We start from the raw sequence: 13,484 nt of genomic DNA on the forward strand, positions 1-13,484 counted from the left end.
CCGCTAAAGCTCTGAATCGGATTTTTCAGAGCAAGAAGGCTGCGTTTGATCACTTCTTGATGAAGAGGCTCCCGCCACGAGCGATGACGACATAGCCTGCCCAGAAAAGCGGAGTCCGGGGGTGTCATGGCGAAGGAACCTGCGGACGGGGAAGAGCGGCCGGAGCGGGTGTCCCTCCCTCCGGAGCCCTCCGAGTCTCCCGCGAAGCGGGGCCGGTCTCCTGGCGGGAAGAGCGGCTCTTCCCGCCAGGAGACCGGGGGCCCGGCCGGTGACGAGCGCGAGGCAGGGCCCGGCCGCGCGGCCGGTGAGCCGGCCGGTGACGCTCCCGGCCGGCGAATCGGCGGGGAGACGGGGGAGACGCCCCTCGACGAGCGCCGGGACCGGGCCGCGGGCGAGCGTGACCGGCGGCCGGGCGACGAGCGTGACCGGCGGCCCGATGACCGCTACGAGCACGACCGCTACGAGCCCGACCGGCGGGACGGCGACCGGTACGGGCGTGGGCGGCGCTCCTCAGGAGCGTACGAGCGCGACCGCTGGGACGACGACCGCTACGAGCCCGACCGGCGGCCCGATGGCCGGTATGACCGTGACCGCTGGGACGACGACGACCGGTACGACCGCGACTCGCGGTCCGAGGACGCGGACGCCGAGGGCCCCCGCTCAGGGCCGCCGACCGGCCCGCCCGGACCGTCCGGACCGCCCCGCCGTCACCGGTTCCGCCGCTTCCGGCTGGCCGCCTGGATCGCGCTGGCCCTCGCCGCGGTCGTGGTCGGGGTGTCCGTCGTGTGGGTGAGCGGGCCTCCCACCGAGGCCGAGTTACGGGAGAAGGCGGGGCTCCTCAACAAGGACAGGCTGCTGATCGGCGTGAAGGAGGACACCCCGGGCATCGCCCTGCGGAAGCCGGGCGAGACCGGTTTCACCGGCTTCGACATCGACATCGCCTACATGATCGCGGCGGATCTGGGCTTCCGGCCCGACCAGGTCGACTTCCTGTCCATCGAGACCGAGGACAGGGCGCGCATGCAGGCCCGCGACACGGACGGCGCGTTCGTCAAGGTCGACCTCGTGGTGGCGACCTTCAGCGTGACGCCGGAACGCAGGGCCGATCCCTCCGTCGGCTTCTCGACGCCCTACCTCTACACCGAGCAGTCGGTGGTGACCAGGGCCGACTACCCCGACGACAACGTCGCCTCCCTGGGGCAGCTCGAGGGCAAGAGGGTCTGCTCGCTCGGCACCTCGACCTCCCTGGTCGAGCTGAAAAAGGCGATCAAGGTCGACCCCATCGCCGAGCTCCTGATCAGCAAGTGCGTGGACCGTCTCGCGGACGGCCTCGCGGCCAACAGGGCGGCCGACGCGGTGACCACCGACGCGGCCCTGCTGGCCGGGTTCGTCGCGGAACCGGGAAGGAAGCTGCGCCACCACGACATCGCGCTGGAGAAGACGGAGATGTGGGCGGTGAACGCGGGTTCCAACGGCGCGCTGCGCACCCTGGTCGACCTCGCGCTCTACCGCTCCTACGCCGATCCGGACAACAAGATGTGGGAGGGGGCGTACGAGAAACACATCCGGCCGTTGCTGGCGGCCAACCCGGGGGTGGACGTGGCGCAGGCACGGCAGCCGTGCGCGCTTCCCCCGGACGTACGCCGCTGGCCGTGGGAGCGAACCCTCCCCGTCCAGGATTGTCCCTCCGCCCCTTGAAACCCGACGCGCGGGTGAGGGACGCGCCGAGGAACCAGGAGTGGTTCCTCACGCTGCTGCCGGTGTTCCCGATCGTCCTGCTGGTGATGCGGCTGTGGTACGCCAGCAAGCAGGACACCCAGACGCTGCTCCTGCTCGTGCAGACCATCAGCCCGCTGGGCCTGCTGAGCGCGGTCCTGCTGACCACGGTGTGGGTGCTGCCCGTCGTCGTGGTCGGCGGCAGGCTTCTCGGCACCCTTCACTGGATCAGCACGGGCCGCTCCTCGTGGCTGGTGCACAGCGCTCAGCGGCTGCCCGGCTGGGTGGTGGTCCTCGCCGTCGCGATGGGCGTGTGTACCTGGCAGCTGCGCTTCCTGCCGACGCTGGCGATGCTGTCACTGGCTCTGCTCGGGCTCACCGTGCGTGAACGGTTCCCGGACCACGAGGAGCTGCGGACCACGTTCTGCTACGCGCTTCCGGTGATCGCCGCCGTGCTGTCGTACGTCCTGCTGTGGCCGGCCATCGTCTCCGCGTTCGCCGCGCGGGACGTGGCGACCGCGATCCTCCTGACCCTTCCCCCGGTGTTCGCGGCGCTGCTGACCGGTCCGGTGCCCGAGGCGCCGGCCAGGGTGCTGACCCACGGCATCGCGATCGCGATGGCGGTGTTCACACCGTTCCTGGTCGGCGTGGTCGTGATGAGGGCGCCGATCCTCCCGCTGATCGCCATGCAGATCACCCTGGAGAAACCGACCGAGGAGAGGTCCGCGGAGGTGGTGGTGGGCTACATGGTCGCCAGCGACGACCAGATGACCACCGTCCTCAAGCGTGACGGTGTCGTGGAGTTCATCCAGAACGACCGGCTGCAGTCGAAGGTGCTCTGCCCCGACCCCGGTGAGGTGCCCCGGACGTGGGTGAACCTGCACGGCTGGTACGTCGAGCACAGCGTGATCTCCTGGCTCGCCCCGGTCTCGCAGCGGACTCCCGCCGACTCGCGCTGTGAGGGTCGCCCGGCCGGGGAAACCGGCCCGGCCCCACCGAACTCGAGCTCGTCTCCGAGCCCGTCGCCGTCCCCGGGGTCGTCGTCCCCGAGCTCGGGCTCGGGCTCGGATGAGTCTCGGGGTCCGGCCGGGCCTTCGAGCCCCGCCGAGCCTCCGCCCCCGGCCGGATCGCGCGGCGGGTGAGTCCCGGCGGACCGTGCGGCGGGCGTGCGGGAGCGGCGTGGGGGCGGCACGGGGGTAGCACGGAGGTCAGCCCGCAGGGCGGGCGACGGCTTCCCGGAGGGGGCTTCCGGGACCGGCGATCACTGAAGGTAGTCTTCGACCTCGTCGATCGGGCGGGGGGCCGCCGAGTTGGGGTCCTCACCGAACTCGCGGCGCGCCCGGCGCTGCCTGAGCAGGTCCCATGCCTGGTCGAGGGCCTCCTCCAGGTGCTGGATCCGGTTGTTCTCCTCGTGCGAGGAGATCGAGTGCGAGCCCAGCTTCGCCCGGAGCTCCTGCTCCTCGGCGATCAACTCGTGGATATGGGCGAGGATGTCGCCGTCCCTCATGTCCGTTCCCCCTGTCAGAGTTTTTCTGGACTGTATCCGATCGGCGGGTCACCGCACCGTCGGAGGCCGACCCCGCGACGGCGGCCCTTCCGCGGGTGAGACGCCGGAGATCTCCGGGCCCCGCCAGGTGAGCGAAGATCTTCGAGTCCCGCCATGTGAGACCGGGGCCCGGGCATCCTGAGACGTCTGCTAACGTGCTAGGCATGCTGCGCGGCCTGCTTCTTAGCTGCCGCGACGAGGGCCTGTAGAGGCCGGCTCCCTCGTCGCGGAGCGAGCCATGCGCGTCGGCCACGATTGTTTTCCCAGTCGAGGAGCCTTGCATGTATCCGCAGCAGCAGCCCAGTCCCATGCCGTTCAAGCGCTATGAGTCCTTCGCGCCGATCCAGCTGGCCGACCGCACCTGGCCCGGGAAGGTCATCGACCGGGCCCCCCGGTGGTGCGCCGTCGACCTGCGTGACGGCAACCAGGCGCTGATCGACCCCATGGACGCCCACCGCAAGCTCCAGATGTTCGAGCTGCTGGTGAAGATGGGCTACAAGGAGATCGAGGTGGGCTTTCCCGCCGCCTCCCAGACCGACTTCGACTTCGTACGGCAGATCATCGAAGAGGGCCTGATCCCCGACGACGTGGTGATCCAGGTCCTGACCCAGTCCAGGGCCGAGCTGATCGAGCGGACCTTCGAGTCGGTGCGCGGGGCCAAGCAGGCGATCATCCACCTGTACAACTCCACCTCCACCCTCCAGCGCCGGGTCGTCTTCGGCCAGGACCGCGAGGGCATCACCGCGATCGCGGTCGAGGGCGCCAAGCTCTGCAAGAAGCTGGCCGCCGGGATGGACGACACGGAGATCTACTTCCAGTACTCCCCGGAGTCCTTCACCGGTACCGAGCTGGAGTACGCGGTGGAGGTCTGCGACGCCGTCAACGACGTCTGGCAGCCCACCCCCGACCGCAAGGTCATCCTCAACCTGCCCGCCACCGTCGAGATGGCCACGCCCAACGTCTACGCCGACCAGATCGAGTGGATGCACCGCAATCTGGCCTACCGCGACTCGATCGTGCTGTCCCTGCACCCCCACAACGACCGCGGCACCGCCGTCGCCGCCGCCGAACTGGGCTACATGGCCGGGGCCGACCGGATCGAGGGCTGCCTGTTCGGCAACGGCGAGCGCACCGGCAACGTCTGCCTGGTCACGCTGGGCATGAACATGTTCTCGCAGGGCGTCGACCCGGAGGTCGACATCTCCGACATCGACGAGATCCGCCGGGTCACCGAGTACTGCACCCAGTTGCCCGTCCACCCGCGCCACCCGTGGGGCGGCGAGCTCGTCTACACCGCCTTCTCCGGCTCCCACCAGGACGCCATCAAGAAGGGCTTCGAGCACCTGGAGCGCGACGCGGCCGCCGCGGGCGTCCCGGTCGAGGAGTTCGCCTGGGCGGTCCCGTACCTGCCGATCGACCCCAAGGACATCGGCCGCACGTACGAGGCGGTCATCCGGGTCAACAGCCAGTCCGGCAAGGGCGGGGTCGCCTACATCATGAAGGCCGACCACCACCTGGACCTGCCGCGGCGCCTGCAGATCGAGTTCTCCCGCGCCGTCCAGACCCACACCGACACCATCGGTGGCGAGGTGAACGCCACCCAGATGTGGGAGGTCTTCACCGACGAGTACCTGCCCAACCCGACGAGCCCGTGGGGCCGCCTGGGCCTGCTGGCCCACCGGACCACCTCCAGGGGTGACGGGCAGGACGCCATCAGCGCCGACCTGCGCCTCGACGGGGAGATCCGCGAGGTCGAGGGAGTCGGCAACGGTCCCATCTCCGCCTTCTGCGACGCCCTGGCCCGGGTCGGGGTCCAGGTACGCGTCCTCGACTACGCCGAGCACGCCATGAGCGCGGGGACCGACGCCAAGGCCGCCTCCTACATCGAGTGCGAGATCGCCGGCCGGACCCTGTGGGGTGTCGGCATCGACTCCAACACCACCACCGCCTCGCTCAAGGCCGTCATCTCCGCGGTCAACCGCGCCGGCCGCTAGCGGAGCGGACGGGGCGGCACGGCTCCCACGTACGGCCGCGCCGGCCGCGCGCCTCTCGCCCGGCACCGTCCGCGTCGCCCCGCACCCCGTACCACCCACTCCCTCCCGCACAGTCCCCGCCTCGCCCGGCACGATCTGCCGTACGAGGTCCGACGGCCGCCCACAAGGCGTCCACGTCGCTCACCCGACCGCGCCCACCGCGAGATCCGTCCGGGCGCGGTCGAGTCGTTTCCGCTCGCCCCGGGGCACGAGGACGCATCGGTGGAGCCGTCGTGGCCTCGCGGATTCCGGGTCGGTACCGCGAAACCGGCTTTTCCGGGTATGGATCGGCGCCGCGGACGGGCTCGCGGATCCCTCTCCATCCGGGCCGTCCGGCAGGTTTCCCGCCTGCCGAATTCATGGCATTCCATGGCGAGTCGCTGCGAGACATCCCAACATCATCGACATAGCCTCTTTGCAGCTCAGGGTGTAACTCGCTCCCCCCAAACTGACCGAACGCGACATATTCGGCTGTTTATGGAATCTGTATTTATCGGGGGAACTCATGCGATGTATCCTCGGCCTGGCCACCGCCGGGCTCGTCATCCTCAGCGGTACCGCCGCCGCGGACGCGCAGCCGGCGCACTACGAACCCGGCCCGCCCGTGGCTCAGCCGACCGTTGATCCGCCCCCGTGGCCGCCCCGGCCGCCCCACCCCCTGCCGCCCCGCCCGAACCCGGGGCCTCCCATCCCCGACCCGCCGTGGGTCCGGCCGACCCCGCCCCGGCCGACCCCGCCGCGTCCGCCGTGGGGGCAGCCGATCCCGCCCCGCCCGCCCGTCGTGACCCCGCCGTGGGGCCCGACGATCGACGGCCCGTACCCCAAGCGCCTCACGTTGACCGTCTCGCGAATGGGCAGGACGCGGACCGTCCGGCTCGCGTGCGCGCCGATGTACGGCATGCACCCTCGCGGACCGGAGGCGTGCGCGCTGCTGAGCCGGGTGCAGGGCAACCCCACCTACCTCAGGCTGCCGTGGGCGGCCTGCCCGCGATATCACGATCCCGTCACCGTGTCCGCGACCGGCACCTGGAACGGCCGTTTCGTCCAGTACCGGCGAACCTTCAGCAACCAGTGCGAGCTGCGCGCCGCGACCGGGGCGATCTTCTCCTTCTAGGACCCGTCCTGTGGAACGCGCCGGGAACACATGTCCCGGACCCGCTCGGTGTCCGGGGGGCGGCAGGCGCCGCAGGGACCGGAGAGACCGGAGAGACCGGGGGATCGAAGCGGGCCCGTCGTCGGACGGCGGGCGGAGTGGCCGACGGCCCGCTCGCCGGCGGATGGCCGCCGGTTTCCGTGAAAGGGGCTCGTACGGCGGCGGGGACGTCCCCGCCGCCGTACGAGCCCCTCCGGGCTCCGGGCGGGGGCCGCTCACCTCACGAGCCGTAAAATGGAGGGAAGTCCCAGGTCGGCGGCCTCGCGTCACGAGCCGGCGACGCCCACGGCCAGGAGCGGATCCGCGGTAGGACGGGGTGAGACGGCGATGGGCAAGCAGCCTTCGGGAACCGTGCTTTCTTCTGCTCAGCGGGCGGCCATGCGGGATCTTCTGACCGCGGACCGCGAGAGGACGGTGGTCCAGATCACGGCGTTGACGCGCGACTGGGACGACCTCGTCGATTCGTCGACGCTGGTGGCCAACGACGACGAGCACGACCCGGAGGGGGCGACGATCGCCTTCGAGCGGTCCCATCTCCAGGCCCTGCTCGACAGAGCAAGGGATCATCTCGCCGCCCTCGACGAGATGGTCGAGCGACTCCAGCAGGGCACCTACGGCGTGTGCGACGACTGCGGGCGGCCCATCGCCCTGGAGCGCCTGAAGGCCCGCCCGGTCGCCCGGACCTGCATCGAGTGCGCCGGACGCGGGCGGTGACGACGCTTGAGAGGCCCTGAGCGAGCCGGGGCCCGCCACCCGCGCCGAGTGCGCCGGACCGGGCGGTGACGACTCGCGGCGGATGTAACGAAATTCCTGAACTACCCTGGGTGCGGCGATGCCCGCCGTCGCGCTTCGGATGATCACCGGCCATGAGCCGTGCCCCGCCCGGCCGCGACCCGTGCCCCCCACGGTCACCCGGTGAGCCCGTGTCCCACACGATCACCCGCGTGTGGCGCGCATCCGCCGCGTACGGCCTGGCGTGAGGCGTAGAGAGGGCACATCGTGACCGGAGAACCGCAGAACTGGGCGGGCAACATCACCTACGGCGCCGCGCGGTTCCACCGCCCCGGCGGCATCGAGGAGCTCCAGGAACTGGTCGCCGGCAGCGGCGCCGTCCGGCCACTCGGCACCCGCCACTCCTTCAACGAGATCGCCGACCGTCCCGGTGGGGACCTCGTCTCGCTGGAGGGCCTGCCCGCCGATTTCGAGCTCGACCCGGTACGGGGCACGGTCACGGTGGGTGGCGGGGTGCGCTACGGCGAGCTGAGCCGGTGGCTGTACGACCGGGGCCACGCACTGCCCAATCTCGGCTCCCTGCCGCACATCTCGGTCGCCGGCGCCTGCGCCACGGCCACGCACGGCTCCGGCGTCGCCAACGGCAACCTGGCCACCGCCGTCTCCGGCCTCGAACTGGTCACCGCGGACGGTGAGATCACCGTCCTCAGCCGGGAGAAGGACGGCGACCGCTTCGCCGGGGCGGTCGTCGCCCTCGGTGCGCTGGGCATCGTCACCAGGGTCGTCCTCGACGTCGTCCCGGCCTTCGAGGTGCGGCAGTACGTCTACGAGAACCTGCCCTGGGCGCGGATGGAGGAGCACTTCGAGGAGATCCTCTCGGCCGCGTACAGCGTGGGCCTGTTCACCGGCTGGACCGGTTCCGGGATCGACCAGGTGTGGGTGAAGCGCCGCGACGGCGACCCCGGCCCGTGGGAGCCGGAGCCGATCTGGCTGGACGCCACGGCGGCCACGGCCGACCGGCACCCGCTGCCGGGGATGTCCGCCGTCAACTGCACCGCGCAGATGGGCGTGCCCGGTCCCTGGTACGACCGGCTGCCGCACTTCCGCCTGGACTTCACGCCGAGCAGCGGGGAGGAACTCCAGTCGGAGTATCTGTTGCCGCGCCGCCACGCCCTCGCCGCGCTCCGCGCGCTGGACGCGGTCAGGGACGTCGTCGCCCCGGTCCTGCAGATCTCGGAGATCCGCACCGTCGCGGCGGACGACCTGTGGCTGAGCACCTCCTACCGCGAGGACGTCGTCGCGGTCCACTTCACCTGGAAGAAGGACTGGCCCGCGGTGAGCCGGGTGATCGCCGTGGTCGAGGAGGCGCTGGAGCCCTTCGAGGCCCGCCCGCACTGGGGCAAGCTCTTCCTGATGGGGCCCGAGCGCCTGAACTCCCTGTACGACCGGCTTCCGGACTTCCGGCGGCTGGCCGCCGAGCTCGACCCCACGGGTAAGTTCCGCAACCCGTTCCTCGACGCCCGGGTTTTCGGGGGGAGTCCCGTTTCCTGACCGTTCGCAGCCTCAACCTTGATCTGTACATCAGTAGATGAGCGGATCGCATGAGTAGATCCGGGTAGTTAACCCCCATCACAGCGGTAACAGCGCGATGTTAACCATAAAGGTCGCGAATCCGACACTTGTGACGAGGGGGAGACGCATGGAACGCAATACGGTCGTGCGCGCGATGCACGATGTGGGGCTGGCCGCCTGGTTCGGGGGCTCGTTGATGGGCGCGATCGGCCTCAACGGCGCTGCCAACGTGGTCAGTGACAGAAGCGAGCGCCTGCGGGTGGCGAACGTGGGATGGGGGCGCTGGAGGCCGGTCAACGCCGTGGGCATCGGCGCCTTCCTCATCGGCTCGGCCGGCCTGCTGGCGGCCAACAAGCAGCGCGTGGCGCATCAGCGGGGAGTGGGGGCGAGCACCGCGGCCAAGGCCGCGCTGACCGCCGCCGCGCTGGCCGCGACCGCCTACACCGGGGTGCTCGGGGCCAAGCTCGCGGACGCGGGCGACGTGCCCGTGGAGGGCGCGGTGAAGCCGGAAAAGGAGACACCGGAAGAGGTCGCCAAGGCGCAGCAGCAGTTGCGCGTCATGCAGTGGGTCATTCCGGCCGTCACCGGGATGATCGTTGTTCTCACCTCCCTGCACGGGGAGCAGCAGCGGCCGGGCCAGATCCTCCGGGGAGCCATGCGCAAGAAGTTCTCCCGGTAGGAGGCTTCAGGCCGGTCACACGGTCTCGCGGAGATCGTCGTACGCCCGCGGAGCGCCGCCGTCGGCACCTCGGCCGCGCGGGCGGCGTCAGACGACCTCCGGTCACGTCGGCGACGTAGCGGCGCGCCTCTTCCACCTGTGAGAACGGGCGGAAGAGGCGCGCCGCCCTGTTCGCCGGGCGGGAGCGCGGAGGGGACGGCCTCAGGCTTTGGACATCAGGCCGCGGCTGATGGCCTCCTCGCGGAGGCGTTTCAGCGGCAGCGCGGCGCCGTCGCGCTCGATGCGCCAGACGTCCCGCCCGGCGCACGCCCTGGTCCCGGCGACCGCGGCTCCGGCGGCCGACAGGGAATGGTAGGCCTGGCCCGTCGCCGCCACCCTGATCGTCCCGCCCTCCTCGACCGTGGCGAAGTGCATCTCGCCCCTGACCGTGCGGAAGATCTTGGCGTTCGGCGCTATCAGGCCGCATTTGATGAGGTCGACGACCTCGACGCCGTAGTGGCGGCGGGACCCGGACTGCTCGGGGGCGGGGGGCGGGAGGACGATCACCGGCATGCGGAAGCCGAGCCTGGCCGGGTTCCAGATCTCCTCGCAGAGGAGCCGGTAGAGGTTCTGCCGCCGTTCGATCTCCCGTACGCCGAACTCCGGGCAGGGCTGGAACGCCCGGTCCAGGCCCGAGTCCCTGAGGTAGTGGGTGAACGGGGTGTTGCGCAGGCGGCTCTTGGGGTGCAGGGAGGCCGCGAGCCGGTTCTCCGCGTAGTAGTGCTCGAGCTTCCGCTCGTAGGGGTCGTCGCGGAAGCTCGCGTTGACGGACCTGGGCAGGAGCAGCAGGGCACCGAGGCGGTTGCGCCGGATGTAGAACTCCGCCGTGGTCCTGACCTCGGCCCTGTGTCGCTCGAAGCGGTTGGCCCAGACGTGCTCGATCTCGTACTCGCGCGGTCCCCGCAGGAACGCGTACTCGTGGTTTCCCCCCTCGCACTCGCGCTGGACATGGGCGGTCATCCGGGAGAGCAGGTAGCGGACCAGGCGGCGGTTGTTGGCCCGGAGCCCGAAGGAGGCCAGCTCGCGGAAGTCGTGTTCGAGCAGGGAGGTCTCCCGGCCGAGGACCGTGGCGACGTCGTCGGTGGTCCGGCACATCCGCAGGAGGGGGATCAGCCGGTGGACGATCTCGTCGAGGTCGCGGCGCTGCACGGGGAGGTTGTTGACGGACCTGCGCACGTAGACGAGGTCGAGGAACGACGCGACCATCGAGCACTTGCGGGTGAACACCTCGTCGGAGTCCTCGGGCGAGACGACGGAGAGCAGCAGCGTGAACTGGCCGTCGATGCCGTTGTGACCGTTGAAGTAGACGCCGGCCAGGGAGGGGGTGAACTCCCGGCAGGCGCGGAGCAGCTCGCAGTAGCGCTTCGACACGTTCGTGAGCCTCTGCACGAACGCCTGCGCCTCGGCCACGCGGCCGAGGCCGAGCTGGACGTCGTTGCGCAGGATCCACTCGTGGACGGCCCGCCCGATCCCGGCGGCGTCCGTGGACCCCTCGCCGAGATCCGCGTACTGCGCGAGGAGGAACGAGCGGACGTACGCGCTGGGCGTGTTGGCCTCGGGGGAGTCGGTCTCGGAGGTGGTGAGGCGGGCGAGCATGTCGGCCCAGGCCCCGCCGAGGTCCTCGCGCGCCTTCACGTCGACCCGCCGGAAGAGATGGCCCTTCAGCAGGTCCACGTGGCTCAGCCGGAGCCCCCGGTCGTTCATCGACACGAAGATCTCGCGGCCGTTCTCCTGGTCGAGGGCCCGGATGCCGACCAGGCAGACGCGGTCGAGCAGCCAGTGGACGAAGGGCACCAGGGCCTCGCCGCGCAGCACCTCGGGGAACTCCCCGTCGATCTCCCTGCTCCGGTCGTGCAGGGGTTTCCACTGGCTGAGGAAGCGCTGGCCGAGGTCGTCGATCAGCGTGCCGACCTCGTGGCGGGTCCAGGTGTACTCCCGCTGGTAGTAGTCCAGCGCGAAGGAATTCCGCTCGAACAGCGTGCGGACCGTCACGCCTTCGCCGTGAATAGGACTTTCCACCATGAAGTCGGGGGTGCCTTTCGTCCATCGAGAAAACGGCTCATTCGAGAGCCTTTCACCTCGTTTATCACTCCAGACAGGTGGACGTTACTCATCGCGGCCGAGTCGTGACGTATCAGGCAGGTAGCCCGAGGGTGCGGGCCTGGCAGCGCATGGCGTGGTCGAAGGCCGCCGCGAGGTCGAGGATCGCGTTGTTGAACTGGCCGAACAGCTCGAAGTTGAGCCAGCCGAACAGGCCGGTCCAGGCGATCAGGCCGCGGACGATCACGTCGTCGGGGACGTCGGGTATCAGCTCGCGCACCCGCGCGGCATCCTCGTGGAAGGACGGCGGGACGGGCGGCTGGGTGGTGTCGGGCGGGTTCAGCGCTCCGGCGCGGTGGGCGTCGGAGACGATCCGGCCGTAGACGACGGTGTCGCGGACCGCGGCGGGGACGGTGTCCTGCGGTGCCCGGTAGCCGGGTACGGGTGAGCCGTACAACAGGGCGTACTCGTGCGGATGGGCCAGGGCCCAGTCCCGTACGGCGTGGCAGACCGCCATCCACCTGCCCCGGTGGTCCTCGGGCGGTACGGCCGCGTCGGCGTTCTCCACGGCCTCGCCGACGGCGTTGTAGCCGTCGATGATCAGGGCCGTGAGCAGGTCGTCCCTGGACGGGAAGTAGCGGTAGATCGCCGACGAGGCCATGCCCATCTCGCGGGCGACCGCGCGCAGGGACAGGCCGCTCGCGCCGTCGACGGCCAGCTGCCGCCGGGCGACGTCTGTGATCTCGCGGGTCAGCTCGGCTCTGACCCTCTCGCGTGCGGTGAGGCTCGAACTCATGCCGTGACCATATCAGAGCACCGAGAACAAAAGAGAGCACTGCTCTTGACGAGCAGTGCTCTTTATCGAGAGCATTGCTCTCAGAACGGAACGGGCGCAAAGGCACATCAGTGATCAGTGAAGGAAGAAGAGGAATCATGGCCAAGCACGTCATCGCGGGAGCCGGTCAGGTCGGCTCCGAGGTCGCCCGGCAGCTGGCCGGGCAGGGGCACGAGGTCGTCCTCGTCAGCCGCTCGGGCTCGGGTCCCGACCTGCCGGGCATCCGCAGGGTCGCCGCCGACGTGAGCGACCGCGAGAAGCTGACCGCCCTGACCGGGGGCGCCGCCGTCCTCTACAACTGCGTCAACCCGCGCTACCACGAGTGGGCGCGCGACTGGCCGCCGCTCGCCGCGTCACTGCTGGGAGCCGCCGAGACCACCGGTGCGGGGTACGTCATCCTCGGCAACCTCTACGTCTACGCGGCTCCCGACCGGCCGATGAGGGAGGGCGACCCGCTGAACCCGCCCAGCGCCAAGGGTGCGATCCGGGTCAAGGTGTGGCGGGATGCCCTGGCCGCGCACGAGGCGGGCCGGGTCAGGGCGACCGAGGTGCGCGGATCCGACTACTTCGGCCCCGGCTGCCTCGACCAGTCGCACCTCGGGGAGAGGTTCGTCCCCGCACTGCTGGCCGGCAAGACCGTCCGCTTCGCCGGCGACCCCGCCCAGCCGCACAGCTGGACCTACGTGCCCGACGTCGCGCGGACCCTGGTCGCGGCGGGCGAGGGCGACCGTGCCTGGGGCCGCGCGTGGCACGTCCCGACGAACGAGCCGATGTCGGTGCGCGAGGTCGCCGAGCGCCTGTGCGCGCTCGCCGGAGTCCCCGACCCGGGGGTCAAGGCCATGCCCCACTGGTTGCTGCGCGCCGCCGGGCTCTTCTCGCCGATGCTCGGGGAACTGGAGGAGTTGCGCTACCAGTTCGTCCGCCCCTTCGTCCTCGACTCCGGCGAGTCCCAGGCCGCCCTCGACCTGGCGCCGACCCCGATGGACGAGGCGCTGGCCGCGACGCTCGCCTGGTGGCGCGACCGCTTGGCCGTGGCGGCGTAGCGGAGGACGTCCCACGTCGTACGCGGGGGACCGCGGCGCACCCCCGCCGGGCGGGACCGGCGGCACGCCGCCCCTGCCGGAGCGGGGCCGCACCCG

Annotated in this window: 11 protein-coding genes; 8 read left to right on the plus strand and 3 right to left on the minus strand. The window is 70.7% G+C overall.

From position 1 onward, the window contains the following. Positions 1-126: 126 nt before the first annotated feature. Complete coding sequence (locus ACVCAG_RS08830) at positions 127-1,698, plus strand: transporter substrate-binding domain-containing protein (RefSeq protein ID WP_440083134.1); 1,572 nt, start codon at positions 127-129, stop codon at positions 1,696-1,698. Beyond that, positions 1,695-2,858, plus strand: coding sequence for a hypothetical protein (locus tag ACVCAG_RS08835; protein WP_440083135.1), 1,164 nt, complete (start codon positions 1,695-1,697; stop codon positions 2,856-2,858). Before ACVCAG_RS08830 ends, ACVCAG_RS08835 begins: the two co-directional genes overlap by 4 nt. A 119-nt stretch (positions 2,859-2,977) precedes the next feature. Here the strand turns inward: ACVCAG_RS08835 and ACVCAG_RS08840 are convergent, their stop codons facing one another. Beyond that, positions 2,978-3,223, minus strand: a complete 246-nt coding sequence (locus ACVCAG_RS08840) for a DUF2630 family protein (RefSeq protein ID WP_440083136.1) — start codon at positions 3,221-3,223, stop codon at positions 2,978-2,980. Positions 3,224-3,543: 320 nt separating this feature from the next. Between ACVCAG_RS08840 and leuA the strand changes: the two genes are divergently transcribed. From leuA to ACVCAG_RS08865, 5 genes are all read left to right on the plus strand, one after another. Beyond that, complete coding sequence (gene leuA / locus ACVCAG_RS08845; RefSeq protein ID WP_440083137.1) at positions 3,544-5,256, plus strand: 2-isopropylmalate synthase; 1,713 nt, start codon at positions 3,544-3,546, stop codon at positions 5,254-5,256. 544 nt (positions 5,257-5,800) lie between these two features. Then, a complete protein-coding gene (locus tag ACVCAG_RS08850; protein WP_440083138.1) occupies positions 5,801-6,409 on the plus strand; it encodes an SSI family serine proteinase inhibitor in 609 nt (202 codons plus the stop codon). 366 nt (positions 6,410-6,775) lie between these two features. Next, complete coding sequence (locus ACVCAG_RS08855; RefSeq protein WP_440083139.1) at positions 6,776-7,162, plus strand: TraR/DksA C4-type zinc finger protein; 387 nt, start codon at positions 6,776-6,778, stop codon at positions 7,160-7,162. 285 nt (positions 7,163-7,447) lie between these two features. Further along, positions 7,448-8,731: a D-arabinono-1,4-lactone oxidase gene (locus ACVCAG_RS08860; protein ID WP_440083140.1), complete on the plus strand. Its 1,284-nt coding sequence runs from the start codon at positions 7,448-7,450 to the stop codon at positions 8,729-8,731. A gap of 148 nt (positions 8,732-8,879) precedes the next feature. Further along, entirely contained in the window at positions 8,880-9,431 is a 552-nt protein-coding gene (locus ACVCAG_RS08865) for a hypothetical protein (protein ID WP_440083141.1), read from the plus strand. 201 nt (positions 9,432-9,632) lie between these two features. Here ACVCAG_RS08865 and ACVCAG_RS08870 read toward each other — a convergent pair whose 3' ends face one another. Beyond that, the gene (locus tag ACVCAG_RS08870; RefSeq protein WP_440083142.1) at positions 9,633-11,462 is read right to left on the minus strand and encodes a restriction system modified-DNA reader domain-containing protein; all 1,830 of its coding nucleotides are present in this window, start codon (positions 11,460-11,462) and stop codon (positions 9,633-9,635) included. 142 nt (positions 11,463-11,604) lie between these two features. Further along, positions 11,605-12,306: a WHG domain-containing protein gene (locus tag ACVCAG_RS08875; protein ID WP_440083143.1), complete on the minus strand. Its 702-nt coding sequence runs from the start codon at positions 12,304-12,306 to the stop codon at positions 11,605-11,607. Positions 12,307-12,443: 137 nt separating this feature from the next. Here ACVCAG_RS08875 and ACVCAG_RS08880 point away from each other — a divergent pair, with 137 nt between their 5' ends. Continuing rightward, positions 12,444-13,388: an NAD-dependent epimerase/dehydratase family protein gene (locus tag ACVCAG_RS08880; protein ID WP_440083144.1), complete on the plus strand. Its 945-nt coding sequence runs from the start codon at positions 12,444-12,446 to the stop codon at positions 13,386-13,388. Positions 13,389-13,484 lie beyond the last annotated feature (96 nt).

It is taken from the genome of Streptosporangium sp. G12, assembly GCF_052983175.1.